The organism is Streptosporangium minutum, assembly GCF_002149035.1.
GTDB lineage: Bacteria > Actinomycetota > Actinomycetes > Streptosporangiales > Streptosporangiaceae > Streptosporangium > Streptosporangium minutum.
Genome location: NZ_NGFP01000051.1, coordinates 1 through 18,480 on the forward strand (window position 1 = coordinate 1; position 18,480 = coordinate 18,480).

Below are 18,480 nucleotides of genomic sequence, written 5' to 3' on the forward strand. Positions count from 1 at the left end.
CCCTCACCCTCACGTACGAGAGCCTGGGCGAGCACGGTGGCGGTGGTGGTGCCGTCGCCCGCGACGTCGTCGGTCTTCTTGGCGACTTCCTTGACGAGCTCGGCCCCGATCTTCTCCCACGGGTCCTCGAGCTCGATCTCCTTGGCGATGGAGACACCGTCGTTGGTGATCGTGGGTGCGCCCCACTTCTTCTCCAGGACGACGTTACGGCCCTTGGGGCCGAGGGTCACCTTGACGGCGTCCGCGAGCTGGTTCATACCGCGCTCGAGACCGCGCCGGGCGTCCTCGTCAAACGCGATCATCTTTGAAGCCATTCCTGCTCCCGCTCTCGATGGGGTTTGTCCGGGACGGCGCCCGCGACGGACGTTCTACCTGCCGGCAGACCTCACCGTCCCGGCACACGCCTCATGGTCGGCACTCTCCGGTTGCGAGTGCCGGGCGTCTTCCCCGCACTCTACTCACAACTTGCGTGTCACGCACATAGTGCGGGGTGCGCAATATGAGATAGAGTCGGGCCATGAACGATGACGCCATGGACCTGCGGGCGCGCAACAGGCAGGCCACCAGGGAGGCGATCGGCCACGCCGCGCTGCGCCTGGCCATCGAGCAGGGCCCGCACGGGCTGGCGCTGGTGCGCGTCCAGGACATCGCCACGGCCGCGGGCGTGTCATCCCGCACCTACAACAACTACTTCTCCAGCAGGGCGGAGGCGATCTGCGCCTTCCAGGCCGACCAGTCCAGGCGTGCGGGGCAGGCGCTACGCTCCCGGCCCGCCGACGAACCGCTCCACGAGGCCGTCACCGCTGCCATGATCGAGCTCTACACCGACCCCGAGCCCGACAAGGCCGGCCTACGCATGATCATGCAGACGCCCGAGCTGGAGGGCGAGGCGCTGAAGGCGTTCACCATGGCGGAGGGCCCACTCGCGGAGGCGATCGCGGCGCGCACCGGCACCGACCCAGGACGCGACCTGTTCCCCGCCGTCAAGGCCGCCGCGGTCGCCGGCGCCATCCGCGTCGCAGGCCGGCACTGGCTCGAACCGGGCAACACCGAATCCTTCGCCACCATGCTGCGCAGCGCCCTGAGCTGCGTCCTCCTCGCCGAGCCGCCCGAAGGTCCACGGGACCGGTGACCGGCACGCGCAGGCCCGGCGTTTGAGATATCGCCCTCCAGGCGCTTGACGGCGCCCCTTTCCCCGAGGTCGCCCCACCGGCGACAGCGCGCCGGTCGGCGTCGGTGAGCCGCCCGGCCCAGGCCGGGTCCTTTGCGCGGCCCACGCAACGATGCCCGCCCGCGGCCTTATACGCGCAGCTCTGTCAGCCGGTCGGTGGCCTCGTGGGGTGTCATGCCGGCGCCCCGCCGGTAGGCGGTGTCGTAGTCGGTACGGCCGAGCCGTTCCGCGAGCACCTCCGTAAGAGAGCGCAGTTCGATGTCGCCGTGGTCGAAGGTGCCGCGGATGGCCTGGCTCAGGCCGAGCGCGGTGGCCGCGCCGGCCGGATCGTCCTCCAGGAACAGCAGCCGGGCCAGGAGCTGGGCGGCCCAAGGGGTGTCCCTGCGCGCCTGCGCCGCCTGCACGGCACGGGGCAGCAGCTCGCGCGCGGATGCGGCGTCCCCGGCGGTGAGGAGGTTCGCCATCCTGGCGGGCACCAGTAGGTTCTCGATCGTCTCCGCCGTGAGGCGCAGCCGGCGGGCGAGCGTCTCCATCCGGTCGAGTTCCTGGTTGGCCCGTTCGATCTCGCCGGAGCGGCGGTACAGCTCGGCCAGGCTGCCCAGGACCTCGACCTCCAGCACGGGTTGACCGCGCTCCCAGGCCGCTCGTCCGGCGGTTTCGATGTCGTGCCGGGCGCCGGTCAGGTCGCCGGCGCGCATGCGTTCGGTGGCGAGCCCGAGCCGGGTTGAGACCTCGTCCTGCGAGCCGAGGTCGGTGGCGATCGTGATGCTGTGCTCGTAGGCGACGATCGCCCGGTCGTGTTCGCCGCAGATGGCGTGGATCTGTGCCAGGCCGTACAGCGTCTTCGCCGTCCACCACCGATCGCCCACCTCCTCGAACCCGTGCAGCGCCGCCGCGATCGCGGTCGCGGAACCCTCCCGGTCGCCCCGTTCGCGATACCGCATGGCTTCGATCACGAAGGTGCAGGCGATCGCCCAGCGGTCCGAGCCGCTGCGCACCCGGGAGATCTCCTGGTCGACCAGCTTGTCCAGACCGACTGCCGCCGCCGTCACCAGCACTGTCGTCAGCAGCATCGGATAACGCCGCAGCGCGCCCGTGCGCACGCAGTCGTCGATGAGCGCGCGCAACCGCTCGGGATCGGTGACCGGCCCGCCCTCGCCGGCTACCAGGTGGATCGCGGTGAACGCGGCCCGGGCGTCCGCGGGCAGCGCGTCGCCGAACCCGGCGACCCTGGCGACGTAGGCATCGGCCCGAGCGTCGTAGCGGAGCATGACCCAGTACCAGTACAGCGGGCCGAGGAGGCGGGCCGCCGTATCGGCGGCGCCGGTGTCGATGGCCGTTTGCAGGGCGAACATCAGGTTGTCGTACTCGGCCTGGAACAGCCGCAGCGACTCCGCCTGCTTGTCCGAGCGCAGCAGCGGCTCGTGTTCCTCGGCCAGGTCGGCGAAGTGCCGCGCGAGCCTGCGCAGGACGGCTTCGGCCTCCCCCGCGAGGCGAAGCTTGTCCGCCGAATGGGCTCGGATGGTCTCCAGCATCCGGTAGCCGTCGCCGGCCCGCTCCACGATGGACTTGTCGACCAGGGAGTCCAGCAGGTAGACGACCTCGCCCGCGGGGAGCGTCTCATCCGAACAGACCGCCTCGATCGCGGCGGTCCCGGTTCTCGCCGGAAAGATCGACATCCGGCGGGCCAGCGTCCGTTCTCGATCGGTGAGGAGGTCCCAACTCCATTCGATGACCGCGTGGAGGGTCTGCTGGCGGGGTTGGGCGGCCCGGTTACCGGTGCTGAGCAGCCGGAAGCGGTCGTCCAGCCGCCGGGCGATCTGGTCGGCGCTCATCGTACGCAGTCGCGCCGCGGCCAACTCCAGGGCCAGCGGCAGCCCGTCCAGCCGGCGCACGATGTCCACGACCGTGGCCGCGGCCGGCGCGTCCAGCGTGAAGCCGGGCTGTACGGCTGCCGCGCGATCGAGGAACAGCCGCACCGCGGCCGACCTGCCGGCCCGGGCGGAATCCGCGTGCGCCGGCGGCAGGTCGAGCGGGCCCAGACGGCACAGCGCCTCACCCATGACCTCAAGCGGCTCCCGGCCCGTGGCCAGGATGGTCAAGTACGGCTGGCGCTCCAGCAACTGCCCGGCGAACTCCGCGACGGGGCCGGAGATCTGTTCGCAGTTGTCCAGCACCAGCACGCCTTCGCCGCCGGCGAGCAGATCGACCACCCGCTCCAGCGGCGTACCGGAAGGCCGGGCATCGGCGAGGCTGAGCGTGCCCAGCACCGCCTCGGGCAGCCCGGCCGCCGTGTTCACCCCGGCGAGGGAGACGAGCCAGACCCGGCCGCGCCGATGGGCCCGATGCCGGCTCATCGCCTCCACGGCCAGCCGGGTCTTGCCCACTCCCCCGGGCCCCACGACAGTGACCAGCCGGGAGGTCTCCAGCAATCCGGCCAGCAGTCTCAGCTCCTCCGCCCGGCCGACGAAGCTGGTCAACTGGGCCGGCAGGCGTCCTCGCACCGCCTCCGGCCGGGCCTGGTCCGCCTCGGGGATCACCAGCTCACCCCGCAACACGGCCAGGTGCGTCTTGCGCAGGTCCTCGGACGGGTCGACGCCCAGCTCCTCGGCGAGCGTGCCGCGGACCTCCTCGAACACGGCCAACGCGTCGGACTGGCGGCCTGCCGCGTGCAAGGCCCGCATGCGCAATCCGGCCAGCCGTTCGCGCAACGGATGGCCGACGGCCACCGCCGCCATATCGGCCAGGATCTCGTCGTGACGGCCCAGTCGCAGCGCCGCCTCGAACCGGTCTTCGACGGCCGCGACGCGCAGCTCCTCCAGCCGCGAGCCGGCCGTACCGGCGAAGGGGGCGTCGCGCACGTCGGCCAGCGCGTCTCCCCGCCACAGCGCCAGCGCCCCGTCCAGCGACGAGGCCGCCCGCCGCGCGGCGCCCGCGGCCAGTTCGCGACCGCCCCGCTCCGCCTTCTCCTCGAACCGGTAGGCGTCGACGTCCTCGGCGCGTATGTGCAGGCGGTACCCGCCGGCTTCCCTCTCCACGACCCCGGCCCCGCCCAGAGCTTTGCGCAGCCGGTGCACCAGCCCATGCAGCGCGTTGACGGTGCCCCCGCGCGGATGCTCCCCCCACAGGCCGTCAACGAGCGCGTCGACCGACACCGTCTCGCCTCCGGCCAGTGCCAGCCGGGCCAGCAGCGCGCGGACCATGACGCCGCCGACATCGATCGGCGCGCCATCGCCGGCATAGGCCCGGACCGGTCCCAGCACCTCAATCCGCATGCACAAAGGCTATGAGCACAAAGACGCGCACGTGCCGCTGAAAGTGGCGCCATGCCGGCTGGAAGAGCGTTCCAAGAGGCCTGTAAGCGCGGGTGGACACCGTGGAGGACATACGGAAGAAACGTCCGAAAGGCAGTGCAATGGCAGCGCACAAGAAAGTGCAGCAGGTGCTCGACTGGGCGGTGGCCGAGGCCGGCGTCCCCGGCATCGTCGCCGATGTCAAGGAAGGGGACCGGACCTGGTTCGCCACCGCCGGCGTGGCCGACATCCAGACCGGTGCCCGACGCCGGCCGGGGGAACACGTGCACACCGGCAGCAGCGGAAAGGCCTTCACCGCCGTCGTACTTCTGGCCTTGGAGGCCGAGGGCCGGCTGAGCCTCGACGACACGGTGAACAAGTGGCTGCCCGGCGTGCTGGATGTCAACGGCTACGACGGCGACAAGATCACCATCAGGCACCTGCTCAGCAACACCAGTGGTCTGTTCGCCACCGGCCTGGCACCGGAGATCAGCCACCGCTACGCCACCCGTTCCGGGTTCGCTGAGCATCGCTTCGACGAATTCACCACCGAAGAGCTGCTGAGGGTGGCGGTGTCTCAGCCGCCGGTCGGTGAGCCCGGCGAACGCTTCGAATACTCCAACGGCGGCTTCCACCTCGCCGGGGCGATCATCGAGAAGGTCACCGGCAACGGCTATGCCGAGGAGGTCGAGCGCAGGGTCACCCGGCCGCTCGGCCTGACCCACACCCGCGTGCGCCCCGCCACGGACACGGGATACCCCGATCCGCACCCGCGAGGGTACTCGAACCTGTTCTTCAAGGACGGCGTCGACCCGGCGACAGTCACCCCGGAGAACTGGGAATCGCTGATGGAGGAGCCCGGTCTCCCGCCCCTGGACGTCACCGAGTTCAACTCCTCCCTGGGCTGGTCGGCCGGCAATGTCGTCTCCACCACCGGTGACATGATCCGCTTCCTCGACGCGATGGCCAGCGGCAGCCTGCTGCCGCCCGCCCAGCACCGCCGGATGTGGACCACGGTCTCCACCGAGGGTGGTTACTGGATGCCGCACGCCCGATACGGCCTCGGCGTGTTCGAGTTCGACAAGCAGGCGGCGGGCGGCCGGACGCTGCGCGGCGTGGGTGGCAGCCTCTGGGGATCCTGGATCTTCGCGGTGGGCACCCCCGACGGCCGGCACACCATCGCCGTCCACACCAACACCGAATGGAAGTCCTGGGACCCCATGTTCAGAATCATCGAAGCGGAGTTCGGCATCTCCATCGGTGCGTAAGCACACTGCCCGCCACCGGCTCGCGATGTCCACCAGCGGGTGCCACCGGAATACGGCGGAACCGGGCCGCGGTGGGCCCGGTTCCGCCCCGCCGGGCCGGCGGAGGTCCGGTGGCGGTCAGGTCTGATACGGACTCGACGCCGCGGCACGGGTCCTGCCCGAGTCCGCGAGGGACGACGAAGAGCTGGCCTTGCGGGTTCCCGGCGACGGCGGGGTGAGGTCTTTGCGCGCGCTGCTCGATCGGCTGGTTGACCGTCGCGTTCGGTCTCGCGGCGAAGTCGGCGGAGAGCGCGGGGCTCGCCGCTGTCCCGCTGATGCTCCTCCCCTTCTTGAGCAGCGCGTTCGTGCCGGCCGACAAGATGGGGCCGGGCGCGCGGCAGTTCGCGGAGTACCAGCCGTTCACGCCGATCACCGAAACCCTGCGCGGGTTGCTGAGCGGCACGCCGTCGGCGGGCCCGGCCATCACGGCGATCGCCTGGTGTGCGGGGCTCGCGTTGATCGGCTACCTGTGGGCGCGCGCGACGTTCACGAAGCGAGCGTGATCTCGGCCAGCTCGCGCCAATCCCGCCGCCAGCCGGCCCGGGTCGCCTCGGTGAACACGGTTTCTCCGAGGCGATCGCGCGTGTCCGCGACGATCCTGACGGCATCCGGCTGCGAACGGTCCTGCGTCCCGCGCACGGCATCGCTTGCCGCGAGCAGTCGCACGGCCTGCTCGTCCTGTCCCTGACGCACAGCGATATCCGCGATCCCGATCAATATCTCGGCGATCAGTGGCGGATACGCCGACTCCACAGCCGCGCGGAGCGCCTCGGCCCGATGCGCGCGGGCCTTTTCGAGGTCCTCGGTGAGGTAGCCGTACAGGTCCATGGCCTTGGCGCGGACCAAGTCGTTGCTCAGCATCGCCCGCACCGTGGCCAGATGCCGGTGTGCCTCGTCCGCCTCGCCGCGAAGGCGCGCCAGCTGCGCCTTCGCAAGCGCCAGCTCGGCAAGCACATCCGGCCAGGTGATCCCGCCCGCGCACCGCTGCGCTTCGGCCATGGCGGAGGTGCTGGATCGCTCATCGCCGAGCAGCCAGTACAGCTGGGCCTGCCGGGCCCGCAGACCGATGACCTCCTCGGCCGCGCCTACCTCGGTCAGCGCCACAACCGCCTCATCGTAGTGCTCACACGCGCGCCCGAACTCGCCGCGCATGGCGAGCCGATCGGCCAGGAAGGTCAGCGCGGACGAGCTCCCCCATCGTTCGCCCAGCGCACGGAACTCGGCAAGGGCGGTTTCGGCGTCGATGTCCACGTCGGTCTCGTCACCGTGGAGCGTGAGCCGGAATCGGCCACGAGCGAGCCTGGCCTGCGCGCGCACCCATGGATCATCGTCGGCGACGAGCGGATCGAACGCGGACAGGAACTCCGTCGGCTCCCGCAGCATCCGCTCCAGCGGCGCGATGAACCCGAGCATCGGGTGGCGGTACCCGCCGCGCTGGGTCAACCGGTGCGCCTCGCGGATCCACTCCTGCGCCTGATACTGATCGCCGCCGATCCCGGAGGTCACGAACATCGACACGATGACGTACGCCATCGCCCGCACCTCATCGGACACCTCACCGTGCAGCGAGGCCGCCGCGACGCTCAACTCGGTGCCCTCGGCCCTGTGCCCGCCGAGGAACCAGTACCAGCCCACGACCCCGACCAGCCGCATCGCCTCCTGTGCCCATTCCTCGGCGATCGCCCCACGCAGGGCCGTACCGATGTTGTCGTGCTCGGCCCGGAGCACGGACAGCCACTCCAACTGCTCGGCCCGGCGCAGGTGCGGCTCGGCCGTCTCGGCCAGCTCGGTGAAGTAGGCGAGGTGCGCCCGGCGCGCCAGCTCGCTCTCCCCTGCTTCGACGAGCCGGTGCGCCGCGTACTCCCTGATGGTGTTGAGCATCCGGTAGCGCGGTGTGTCCTCGCCGTCGACGAGCAGCAGCGACTTCTCGACCAACGCGGACAGCAGGTCGAGCACCTGCTCCCCGGCGGACGCCTCGTCCCCGCACACCCGTTCGGCCGCTTCCAGGCTCGCCCCGCCGGAGAACACCGACAGCCGCCGCAGCACGCCGCGTTCGGCCTCGGTCAGCAGATCCCAGCTCCAGTCCACGACCGCGCGCAGCGTCTTGTGCCGGGAAAGCGCCGTACGGCTGCCGCCGGTCAACAGACGGAACCGGTCATCGAGCCGATGCGCGAGCTGATCGACAGACATGGTGCGCAGCCGTGCCGCGGCCAGTTCGATCGCCAGCGGCACCCCGTCGAGCGCCCGGCAGATCCGCGCCATGGCCGACAAGGTGTGCGCGTCGGAGCCGATGCCCTTGCGCACCAGATCCGCGCGGTCCCGCAGCAGCCGCACCGCGGGCGAGGAACCGACCTCGGAGAGGTCGGCTCCCTTCGCGGGCAGCGCGAGTGGCTCGACCTGCCACAGCACTTCCCCGGTGATACCGAGCGGCTCCCTGCTCGTGGCCAGGATCCGCAGCATCCGGCACTCCCCCAGAAGCCGATCCGTGAAAGCCGCGGCCGCCTCGATCACGTGCTCGCAGTTGTCCAGGATCAGCAGGATCGAGCGCTCCCTGACCGCGGCGATGAGCCGATCCATCGGCTCCCCACCCCGCGCACCACCGAGCAATGGCTGGTCACGCAGGCCGAGCGCGGCAAGGGCGGCCTGCGCCAGGTCACCGCCTGCCCCCACCGAGGCCAGCTCGACCAGCCACGCGCCATCCGGCAGATCGGCGAGCATCGTCCGCGCGGTCTCCGTGGCCAGCCTTGTCTTGCCGGAGCCACCCGCCCCCGTCAAGGTGACCAGCCGGTGCCCGATGGCCAGAACGGCGACCGCGGCGATGTCATCGTCCTTGCCGACGAAACTCGTCAGCTCGGCGCGCAGGTTCGTCCTGCGGTTGTCCGCCCGCTCGCCCAGCTCGCCCCGGAGCAACGCTGTGTGCAGCGCGGAGAGCTCGGCCGACGGATCGGCGCCCAACTCCTCGGCGAGCCGCTCGCGTGTCCGCTGGTACACGGCCAGCGCCTCATTCCCACGCCCCGCCTCGGCGAGCGCTCGCATCAGCGCCGCCACGAACCCCTCCCGCAGCGGATACGTGGCAACCAGCCCGGTCAGCTCGGAGACCAACTCCGAGCCACGGCCGAGGCGAATGTCCGCGTCCACCCGATCCCCGAGCGCGGAGACGTGGAGTTCGTCCAGCCGCGTCACCACGGCGTCGAACGCATCGCTGTCTCGCAGGGCGATGTCCGCCATGGCCGTACCGCGCCACAGGGCCAAGGCCGAGCGCAGCAGATCCGCCCGTGCCGCAGGCTCGGCGGCACGGGCCTGACCGACCAGGTGCTCGAACCGGCACACGTCCACGGCATCGGGAGCCACGGCCAGCCGGTACCCGCCGGACTCCGCCTCGATCACACCGTCCGGCAACACCCTGCGCAGCCTGGACACCAGCGCCTGCAGGGCATTCACCCCGTCCGCGGGTGGCTGTTGCCCCCAGATCCAGTCCACCAGCCTCGCACGCGTGACGATCCGGCCAGGTTCGAGGGCGAGTGCGGCCAGCAGTGCGCGCAGCCGAATCCCAGGAACCTCCACCACGGCCCCATCGCGGTTCCTGACCCCGAACGGTCCGAGCAATTCGACTTTCACATCAGTAATTGTGCCGAACCGTGGCGACGACCGACGACCAGCCCCTGCGCGCGATCCGCAAACACCGCCGGCCTTCATCGGATCGTTATCATCGCAGGTCGGGTGGATGCGTTGGATTTCCGGCGGATGATACGGCACTCGGCGGGCGCACCCTCACCCGTCACTGGCTCGCGGTCACACGTCCCAGGCGACCGGGAGGCTCTTCACCCCGTAGATGTCCGCGGTCTCCGGGCGCAGGGCGACCTCTTCGGCCGGTACGGCCAGCCGTAGCGTGGGGAAGCGGTTGATCAGCGCGGGGAGCGCGACGCGCATCTCGACGCGGGCCAGCTGCTGGCCCAGGCACTGGTGGATGCCGTGGCCGAAGGCCAGGTGCCCGCCGTCCTGCCTGCGGAGGTCGAGCGCGTGAGGGTCGGTGAAGCGCTCGGGGTCGCGGTTGGCGGTGTGGTAGGACAGGATGACCGTCGAGCCGGCCTTGATGGTCCGGCCGCCCAGCTCGACGTCCTCGAGCGCGACCCTCGGGAACTGCTTGGCGACGCTCAGATACCGCAGCAGCTCCTCCACGGCCCCGTCGGTGAGCGCGGGATCGGCGCGCAGCGCCGCCAGCTGCTCCGGGTTCTGCAGCAGCGCGAAGGTGCCCAGCGCCAGCATGTTGGCGGTGGTGTCGAACCCGGCCGCCAGCAGGATCAGGGCGATCCCCCGCAGCTCCTCATCGGTCAGATCGCTGTCGAGCAGGTCGCTGAGCACGTCGTCGGTGGGGTTGGCGCGCTTGGCCGCCACCAGCTCCGCGAGGTACTGCTGGGTCGCGGTGTAGGCCGCGATCAGTTCCTCGTCGCCGACCTCCCCGCCGAGGAACTTGTCGATGTGCTCCTGGAAGGAGCCCCGGTCCTCGTACGGCACGCCCAGCACCTCGCAGATGATGATGGAGGGGATGGGCTTGGCGAGCGCGGTCACCAGGTCCGCCGACGGCCCGGCCTTCTCCATCGCGTCCAGGTGCTCGGCGGTGATCTGCTCGACGCGCTCGGTGAGCAGCCGCATCCGCCGTACGGTGAACTTGCCGACCAGCGGTTTGCGGTAGCGGCTGTGCTGCGGATCGTCCATCAGCAGGAACTCGCCGGGCGGTGCCGGGGGGACCTCGATCTCGCCGAGGTCGACCAGCGGGTGGTGGCGCATGAGCTCCTTGCGTGAGCTGAAGCGCGGGTCGGCCAGCACCGCCCGGACCAGGTCGTAGCCGGTGACCAGCCAGCCCTCGTGTCCGCCGGGGAAGGGGAAGCGGCTGATCGGACTGTGCTCCCGGGCCTGGATCAGCTCCTTGGGCGGGTCGAAGGGGCAGCCGGGCTGACGCGCGGTCGGCAGCGTGGTGACGGTGTGTTCCATGGTCGTTCCTCTCATCGGCTTGGGACGAAGTCGCGATAGTACGTGTTCGACGCAGCCCGAAGCATGCCCTTTCGCGGCCCCGAGGCTGTGATCGCTGAACCGTTCATGGCACCCACCATCGCCGACCGCTCTGATACCGCGCTGTTGCCGTGCTGACACGGCCGCTGACACGACACCGCGTCAGACCTGGTGGATGGTGACGAGCGGTCCGCGGATCCGGTTGGTCACCCGGGTCGCCTCGGCGGCCAGGTCATCGTCGAATCCGACGAGAACCTCCAGTTCGGCGGGGGTTTCGTCGCCGGCCCCGCGCGGTCGTCCGTCACCTCGGCGGCTCCCCGCCTCCTGGGCGGTGCCGTTCAGCCGGTGCCGTCGTCTCGCCGGTGGCCGAGCACCGCGGCGACCGGCAGAGCCGCCGCCAGGCCGCCGACCAGTACCGCGGCCAGCGCCCCCAGGACGGCCCGCTCGTCGCCGAAGGCGATCCCGACGGCGGCCAGCGGGGGGCCCACATTGCGTACCGCCGCGATGCCTCCCATGGTGGTACGGCGCGCGGGCGGCCCGGTGGCCAGCAGGGTCCCGGCGGCGAACGCGGCGACGGCCAGGACGAGTCCGGCCAGCAGGGTGCGGGAGCCGAGCAGCGCGGCGATGTCGCGCCAACTGCCCAGCAGCATGCCCGCCAGCACCATCAGGAACGTCACGTTCGAGATCACGGCGGCGGCCGGATGCCACGACAGTGCCGCAGCCGGCGCGTAGTGGCGCACCACCAGGCCGACGGCGAACGGCACGAGCTGCAAGATGGCCACGGTCCGCACCAGCGCGGCGACGTCCAGGGAGATTTCCTGGCCGACCTCGGCCGCGCTGAGGACGGCGGTGCTGGTGGGGCCGAAGGTGAGGCTGGCCACGGCGGCCAGCAGTACCTGCATCGCGGTGCCCGCGACCACGTCCCCTTTCTGCACCATGCTCAGCTTGGCCCCGAACGGCCCGCCGGGTGAGGAGGCGACCAGGACCAGAGCGATGAAACCCGCGGCAGGCAGGGCGAACAGCGCGGCCAGGCCCCAGCCGAGCAGCGGGAGCAGGACCAGGTTGGCCAGCAGCGCCAGCGCCAGCAGCGGGAGGTCGGCCAGGACGGCGCGCAGGGCCGCAAGGGGGGTCGACAGACCGGCGGCGAACATGGTGACCGCGATGAAGATCACGGTGACCGCGTTGAACAGCACCTGCAGCGCGTCCATGGACCTCCCTTCCCGGCGGGGACCCTGCTCCCGGGGGCGCCGGGTCCCCGCGCGTCAGTCTTCGAGGTCGCCGAGCCAGCGCAGGGCGCTCAGCGAGGGCAGGAAGCAGTACTCGCCGCCGCGCGTGACGACGAACCGCGGCAGGCCCTGCAGGCGTCGCCGCAGCGGCCTGCGGGGGATGGTGAAGTCGCCGCAGCCGTCGCCGGAGCCGATGACGGGGTCCTTGGCGTCACCCGCGCCGAAGAAGACGCCGTCGTTCATCCACTCGGACTGGACGAACTCGAACTGCCGCCCCAGATGCGCACCGATGAAGGCGAACATCAGCCCGCGGTCGGCCCCGTCGTCCTCCAGGACGCCGTCGGGCAGCGGCGGGCCGTAGACGGTGCCGCGTCTGATCATCCGGTGCAGCCTCACCACGCCCGCCACCGCCGCGTCGCGGGGGTTGCCCCGGCGGATGTGACAGCCGCCGGGGGTGATGAACCCCGCCGGGTCGTCCTGCCGGTAGAGGAAACTGTTGCGGTACGGGTCGGTGTCGAGGGCGGGATCGTCACGCTCCGGGCTGAGCGCCAGGGGTGCGCCGCTGCGCCAGCGTCCCATGATCTTCGCCGCCAGCAGTTCCTCGTCGGCCGGATCGGTGGCGTTGTCCCGCAGATAGCGGCGGAAGGCGCCGACGCGCTGATGGAGTTTCCTGAAGGCCGCGTAGCTGCCGTTGCGCCCCAGCACCTCGGGCCGGACGGTCTGGACGCCGCCGAGCTCGTCGGGGTAGCCGAGTATGAACTCTCCCGCCTTGATCGGGGTCTCCAGCGTGTTGGACCCGGGAATGCCGCTGCCCTCGACGGCCGGGTGGCTGATGCCGTCGCGGTAGCCGAACGGTTCGGTCTCGGTGGGCAGCGCGTGGCAGTCCTGCCGCCAGATCGCCGTGATGCCCGGCAGGGCGTGATACGCCGGGCGTGCACGGTCGACGGCGGCTGCCAGCCGGGCGCTGTCCAGTGCGAGCGCCACCAGCACCACGTGGACCTCAGACGTGCCCAGCGGCGCCTCCCAGTTCTCCGGACCGCTCTGGCCGACATCGCCCAGCGCCCTGGCCCGCGCGGCCATCCCTTGGCGAAACTCCCAGGCGAAGGTCTCCAGCGACTCCGGCGGCACACCCAGCGCCGCCAGGCCGTGGTAGGTGAGCGCGGCGCTCACCCAGGTCTCGCCGAGGGGACTCACCGTGTCGGCGGCCGAGGTGACCACCGCCCCGAGGCGCCGCATCAGCTCCCGCCCGTGCGCGCGGTCGTCGATCCGGAACAGGATGTAGGTCGCCGCGTACGGACTCGGCCGAGGGCTGAGCACCCCGCGCTGGATGTCGTCGAGCTCGAGCTTCACGGCAGTGTGCTCGGCGTGAGTGTGATCGCTCACCGTCACCTCGCCTCCTTACCGCGTTACTTCGCTGAGACGATGTTGTTCCAGAAGGCGTGCAGACTCTCGTCGACGCCGAACAGCGCGCTGAAGATCGTGGTATCGGCGAAGATCACATCCCCCGCCCGGTCCCCGCCCGGAGGCATCCACAGGAACATGTTGAACTCGGTGTTGCCGGCCTCGGTGAACGGGTGCGGCGGCCGGGACAGGTCGATCGGCTGCCTGCCCAGCACATGGACGACGTCCGCCTCGTCGGTGGTCACGGCGTAGTGCGGCAGGTGCATGTGGAAGTTGAAACTGGACACGCCTTCCAGCCATCCCCTGGTGTCCAGATCCCGGGCGATGGACAGCGGGACGCTTCTGTTGCCGTCCGCCGCCGCAGGACGCAGGCCGTAGCGGTTTTCCACAGGTATCTTCAGACCCGCCATCAGCGATCGGGTGTACCTGCCGAAGCGCTGCTGGCGGGGCACCAGCGCGTCGCCGTGGTGGTGGTACTCCGCATCGCGTACCGCCAGGTCGTCCGAGGCGCCGACGTCGTGGTGCGGTCCCAGGGCCAGGCAGGTTCCCTCCCGGGTGAGGAAGTCGCGTACCGCCTCGATCTCACCGGGGGTGGCGTCCTGCCCGGTGATCATGTGGTCCAGTCCCCACACGAACAGGGTGTCGGTGTCGGCCAGCACCCGCTCGTCCAGGGGGGTGTGGAATCCGGCCTGATCGACGCGCTGGTAGACAGGCACCGGATGCCCGGTGCTCTCCTGGACGAATTGCTGGAAGGGCAGCCAGCCCCAGAAGAACAGCTCCAGACCGCCCGCGATGCCCTGCTGGAACCGCAGCGGGTCGGACCATTTCGGGTCCTCGTAGGCCGGCCAGGTCACGCGGCGCACCTCGGTCATCGTGGAGAAGCGGTTGTCGAGCTCGGCCGCGTTCCTGCCGGCCTCGGCCGGATAGCTCCAGGCGACGTAGATGCTCAGCCGCCGCCGGCCGGGAGTGTAGGGGCGCGGGGTGTGGTTCTGGTTGTAGGTGCGTGCCGTTGTGAATTCTTTCATCTCGTCTCCGGGTGGCGTCGGCGGATGTCACTGCAGCTGGTCGAGCATCTCCGACAGGGCGCTCTTGATCCGCAGTGCCTTCTTGATCTCATCGGCGGTGACGTAGGGATACTCGCCGTATTCGATGAAACTCGGGCAGTGATGCTCGCGGACGAACCTGGCGAACGCCTCGGGATTGGTCTTCCAGTCCTCGGGGAAACCTTCGAGGTTCTCAAAGGCCGTGCTCACCCCCGCCTTGGTGAACAGCGCGACGGCGTCCTCGGTGTACTTGTCGAAGTCGGTGTCGAAGATCCCCTGGTACATGAAGCGCCTGTCGTCGTCGAACAGCACCCAGCGCAGGTAGTGCAGCTTCAGCGGCGCGAGGAGATACGGATCGCTCTCCAGCGCCGTGGCCAGGGCGTGACCGTAGTCGCGGATCGTCTCGGCCCGGCCGGGTTTGACGTCGGCGATGATGGTGAACCCGTGACACGCCGGAGTCCGCGGGTAGACGGGGCCGTACTTGCCCTGCTCGAGCTGGTCGGTCTCCTTGGGGATGACGACCGCCTGTGGTCTGATCTCCATGTCTGTTCCCCCTTTTTTACCTGGTCAGAGGGGGACAGACTGAAGCTGCCTGACCGCGTAGATTATCCCATGCCCCGATGTCGGGGGGCGGAAGCACGCCATCTTCTGAAAGCACTTCAGCGCCGGCACCACCTCGGGGCCGGCGGTGCGCTCCTTGGCCCAGCCGATCTCATCGGCCATCGGGGTGAAGAACACGTGCGGCACCCGCGCCGAGGTCAGGCGCTTGAACTGCGGGGGGAGGCCCGCTCGATCGACCTCACCGGCGAGCCCTTCCCGGCGGGATCGGTGGTCATCGTCTCCAGAACAACAGGTGAGTGACTCCACTGGGGCTCGGCACCGTCTCAAGGTGGAAGCGGTCGAGCAGGTCGGTGTGGCTCTCCCACAGCCGTTCGCCTCGACCGAGGTCGACGGGCGCGACGGCGATGTGCACCGTGTCGACCAGGTCGGCCTCGAGGAACTCGCGGACGGTGGCGACTCCGCCGCCGAGGCGCACGTCCCGGCCGTCGGCGGCCTGCTTCGCGCGTGCCAGCGCCTCGGCCGGTGTCGCGTCGAGGAAATGGAAAGTGGTGTCGGCCAGGGTGAAGGACGGGCGTTCGTGGTGGGTGAGCACGAAGACCGGCGTGCGGAACGGCGGAGTGTCTCCCCACCATCCCCGCCACTCGTGGTTCTCCCAAGGGCCACGCTGGGGGCCGAACTTGTTGCGCCCCATGATCTCCGCGCCGATGTCGCGGGTGTGATCGCGGGTCAGGTAGTCGTCCAGGCCGCGAGTGCCGCCGGGGTCGGTGCGGTTCACCCAGCTCGCGGTGGCGCCCGCCCAGGACCAGAGGGGGGTGGGGTCCGCATGGCCGAAAGGCCGGTCCAAGCTCTGCCCCTCCCCCGCGCCGAACCCGTCCCGCGACACGTTGAAGCACTGCACCCTCAACAGCTGCGACATGCATCCTCCTTCAGGAGCTGACAAGCAACTTCTGACAGGACGCCCAGGCCGGGCGCCCCTTCGGGGAGGTAGTCGGAACAGCGGGGAGATTCTTGCGGTCCGGTGCCGCAGGAAGGCGGCGCCGCCATCCCGCACATGGCCTCTGCGGAAGCATCGCCCCCAGGGATGTCCGGGCAGCGGGACGCCCTCGTAGAACCCCGGGGGGACGGCAGCGCCCCTACCCGACGACGGCCTCGAGAGCGCCAGTGCGGTGAGTCCCGCACGCACGCAGGTCGCCGCCGTGCCGTACGGCATGCGCGAGGAGATCGTCGTCTCTCTCATCGCCCCATCGCCTTCCGGTGACGAGGATGTTTTCCGGCATGTAGTCAGGAACCGGCGAGCTACTGGAAGTGTGACAACTTATCGGGGTTGAGCACGGCACGCAGCCCGATAACCCGATCGTCCGCGACCTCCACCACCAGAACCGTGACGAGCTCGTCCCCGCCCCGGCCGAGGAACGCGTCCTGGCCGTTGACCTCGGCGTGGGCGAACTCCACTCCGACCATCCCGAACCTGGCCATGACCCCGGCCACGTAACGGACGACCCGGTCCCGGCCCGTCACTGGCCGCCGTGCCGCGGTGACCTTGCCGCCGCCGTCGGACCAGGCCACCACGTCGGCGGCGAGCACCTGTTCCAGCCCGGCCAGGTCGCCACCGCTCGCTGCCGCCAGGAACCGGTTCACGATCGCCCGCCGGTGCTCGCCGGGGGCGTCGAACCTCGGGCGCTCGCCGACCCGCCGCCGAGCCCGGAGGTGGAGCTGGCGGCAGTTGGCCTCGGAGAGGTCAAGCACCCCGGCGATCTCGCGGTAGCCGTACGAGAAGGCCTCGCGCAGCACGAACACGGCCCGCTCGGCGGGAGTGAGCCGCTCCAGAAGCACCAGGAACGCCATGGAGATCGAGTCGCGCTGCTCAGCGGTCTCCAGCGGGCCGAGTGCCTCGGTCGCCACAGGGTCGGGGAGCCAGAAGCCAACGTAACGCTCGCGGGTGGCACGGGCGGAGGTCAGCCGGTTGAGGCAGAGGTTGGTGACCACCTTGGCCAGCCACGGCCCGGGCGAGCCGATGCCCTCCCGCTCCATCCCCTGCCAGCGCAGGTAGGCGTCCTGGACGACGTCCTCGGCCTCGGCCGCCGAACCGAGCATCCGATAGGCCAGGCCGAACATCCTCTGCCGGTGAGCCTCGAACTTCTCGATCACCCATCCAGGGTGGCAGAGACTTTTCGCCGGCCCGCACATCTGGCGGGCGCGCTCCCGCAACCTCGGTTGGGGCCGGTGGCCGAGCCCGGGGGTCCTATGCTGGGCATCCATCGGCTGATCAGCGTGGAGAAGGGCTACTTCCACCACGACGGCATGGGCCTGGCGTCCGGGAAGCTGATCGACAAGCAGGCCGCCATCCACATCGCCCGCGAGGACTGGGGCGGCGGGCTGGTCGCCTCGGCCGACGGGCTGCGGTTCGTGGTCCCGGCAGCAGCCGTTCCCGAACCTGATCGCCGAGACCGCGGTCGGTGGCCGCGTGCAGCAGGCGGTGCGCGTCGAAGCTGTCGACCGGGCGGGCCTGGTCCAGGCGATACGTCAGGCCCACGTCGGCGGCGAGCGCGGTCAGCCCGGCCACTCCTTCGGCCGCCCGCCGGTTCAACCGCTGAATCCTGCTGCTCACTCTCGACCGGCCGCTGGTTCAACCGCCGGCGAGCCGGCCACGCCCTTCATCGCTCGCAACTCGCCGAGCAGATCGCGGATGATCGCCGATCCGACCAGCTCCGGCGTGGTCACATACCCCACGTGGCGCTGCGGCGCACCGTCGCCGAGCTCGGCCGTCGCGACCTTGGCAGGCGCACCCACCGTGGACAGCCTGGGCACGATCGCCGCACCGAGTCCGTGCCCCACCATCGACATCACCACCCCGTCGTCCTCGACGGTGATGTCGCCGGGTGGAATCCACTCCTGCCGCGCCAGCCAGCGCCGGGTCTCACCCGCGCAGTTCTCATGCCAATCGATTATGGGCAGCGACCGCGGATCCGGATGCCCTTCCGGATAAGCCAGCAGGTACGGCTCCGCGTACAGCTCCTTCGTCACCAGCCCGTCCACATACACCGGCAGTGAGACCATCCCCACATCGGCGCGCCCGTCCGCCACCCGGATCGTCCCCGTGGCTTCGCCCCGCGCGGCAGTAAGGGTGTCGACCTTCAKGACCTCGATCAGCCGCAAGATGCGCCGTGCGTGCCCGACCGCGGCATTACCGGCGGGCGTGGCCCGGGCACCGCCCCGCCCTCGCTGGAAGAGCACCGTGCCCATCTTCTTCTCCGCCGCGCGCAGGGCATGCGAGACCGCCGACTGCGTCAGCCCCAGCCGCACCCCCGCCGCCGATACGCCGCCTTCGCCGTCCACCGCCACCAGCACGCGCAGCTCGGCCACACTCAGGTCATCCATGAGAGCGGCAACGTATGAAAAATCCTCATACATTCCGCCTCATCCACAAATCCCACCCGCTACCTGCGGAACCGTGTGGCTCCTAGCGTC

14 protein-coding genes are annotated in these 18,480 nt (G+C 70.4%); 3 read left to right on the plus strand and 11 right to left on the minus strand.

What is annotated here, in order from left to right; translation table 11 throughout:
- A partial coding sequence (locus tag CA984_RS13685; RefSeq protein WP_278249015.1) for a TCP-1/cpn60 chaperonin family protein occupies positions 1-314 on the minus strand: 314 nt, incomplete at its 3' end.
- A gap of 203 nt (positions 315-517) precedes the next feature.
- Here CA984_RS13685 and CA984_RS13690 point away from each other — a divergent pair.
- Complete coding sequence (locus CA984_RS13690; RefSeq protein ID WP_086571910.1) at positions 518-1,132, plus strand: TetR/AcrR family transcriptional regulator; 615 nt, start codon at positions 518-520, stop codon at positions 1,130-1,132.
- 167 nt (positions 1,133-1,299) lie between these two features.
- On the opposite strand, the gene CA984_RS13695 is transcribed toward CA984_RS13690, so the two are convergent.
- Positions 1,300-4,446 (minus strand): AfsR/SARP family transcriptional regulator, encoded by a 3,147-nt coding sequence (locus CA984_RS13695; RefSeq protein ID WP_086571912.1) that lies wholly within the window; start codon positions 4,444-4,446, stop codon positions 1,300-1,302.
- 140 nt (positions 4,447-4,586) lie between these two features.
- Here CA984_RS13695 and CA984_RS13700 point away from each other — a divergent pair, with 140 nt between their 5' ends.
- Positions 4,587-5,732 (plus strand): serine hydrolase domain-containing protein, encoded by a 1,146-nt coding sequence (locus CA984_RS13700; RefSeq protein WP_242675930.1) that lies wholly within the window; start codon positions 4,587-4,589, stop codon positions 5,730-5,732.
- Positions 5,733-5,980: 248 nt separating this feature from the next.
- On the plus strand, positions 5,981-6,274 hold the full coding sequence (locus tag CA984_RS13705; RefSeq protein ID WP_207620851.1) for an ABC transporter permease: 294 nt from the start codon (positions 5,981-5,983) through the stop codon (positions 6,272-6,274).
- On the opposite strand, the gene CA984_RS13710 is transcribed toward CA984_RS13705, so the two are convergent.
- The 9 genes from CA984_RS13710 to CA984_RS13755 all read right to left on the minus strand — a co-directional run bounded on the left by CA984_RS13710 (position 6,258) and on the right by CA984_RS13755 (position 18,423).
- On the minus strand, positions 6,258-9,527 hold the full coding sequence (locus CA984_RS13710; protein WP_242675931.1) for an AfsR/SARP family transcriptional regulator: 3,270 nt from the start codon (positions 9,525-9,527) through the stop codon (positions 6,258-6,260). The genes CA984_RS13705 and CA984_RS13710 overlap by 17 nt on opposite strands.
- A gap of 36 nt (positions 9,528-9,563) precedes the next feature.
- Positions 9,564-10,763 carry a cytochrome P450 gene (locus CA984_RS13715; RefSeq protein ID WP_086571918.1) on the minus strand — a complete coding sequence of 400 codons (1,200 nt, stop codon included), beginning with the start codon at positions 10,761-10,763 and terminating at the stop codon, positions 9,564-9,566.
- A 356-nt stretch (positions 10,764-11,119) separates the two neighbouring features.
- Entirely contained in the window at positions 11,120-11,989 is an 870-nt protein-coding gene (locus CA984_RS13720; protein WP_086571920.1) for a bile acid:sodium symporter, read from the minus strand.
- A gap of 54 nt (positions 11,990-12,043) precedes the next feature.
- On the minus strand, positions 12,044-13,390 hold the full coding sequence (locus CA984_RS13725; RefSeq protein ID WP_207620852.1) for a Dyp-type peroxidase: 1,347 nt from the start codon (positions 13,388-13,390) through the stop codon (positions 12,044-12,046).
- A gap of 23 nt (positions 13,391-13,413) precedes the next feature.
- Positions 13,414-14,433: a hypothetical protein gene (locus CA984_RS13730; RefSeq protein WP_086571922.1), complete on the minus strand. Its 1,020-nt coding sequence runs from the start codon at positions 14,431-14,433 to the stop codon at positions 13,414-13,416.
- A 27-nt stretch (positions 14,434-14,460) separates the two neighbouring features.
- Complete coding sequence (locus CA984_RS13735) at positions 14,461-14,994, minus strand: hypothetical protein (protein ID WP_086571925.1); 534 nt, start codon at positions 14,992-14,994, stop codon at positions 14,461-14,463.
- A 289-nt stretch (positions 14,995-15,283) separates the two neighbouring features.
- Entirely contained in the window at positions 15,284-15,928 is a 645-nt protein-coding gene (locus CA984_RS13745) for a dihydrofolate reductase family protein (RefSeq protein WP_086571932.1), read from the minus strand.
- A 380-nt stretch (positions 15,929-16,308) separates the two neighbouring features.
- A complete protein-coding gene (locus CA984_RS13750) occupies positions 16,309-17,160 on the minus strand; it encodes an RNA polymerase sigma-70 factor (RefSeq protein WP_341351709.1) in 852 nt (283 codons plus the stop codon).
- Between the two features lie 456 nt (positions 17,161-17,616).
- Positions 17,617-18,423 (minus strand): LysR family transcriptional regulator, encoded by an 807-nt coding sequence (locus tag CA984_RS13755; RefSeq protein ID WP_242675932.1) that lies wholly within the window; start codon positions 18,421-18,423, stop codon positions 17,617-17,619.
- Positions 18,424-18,480 lie beyond the last annotated feature (57 nt).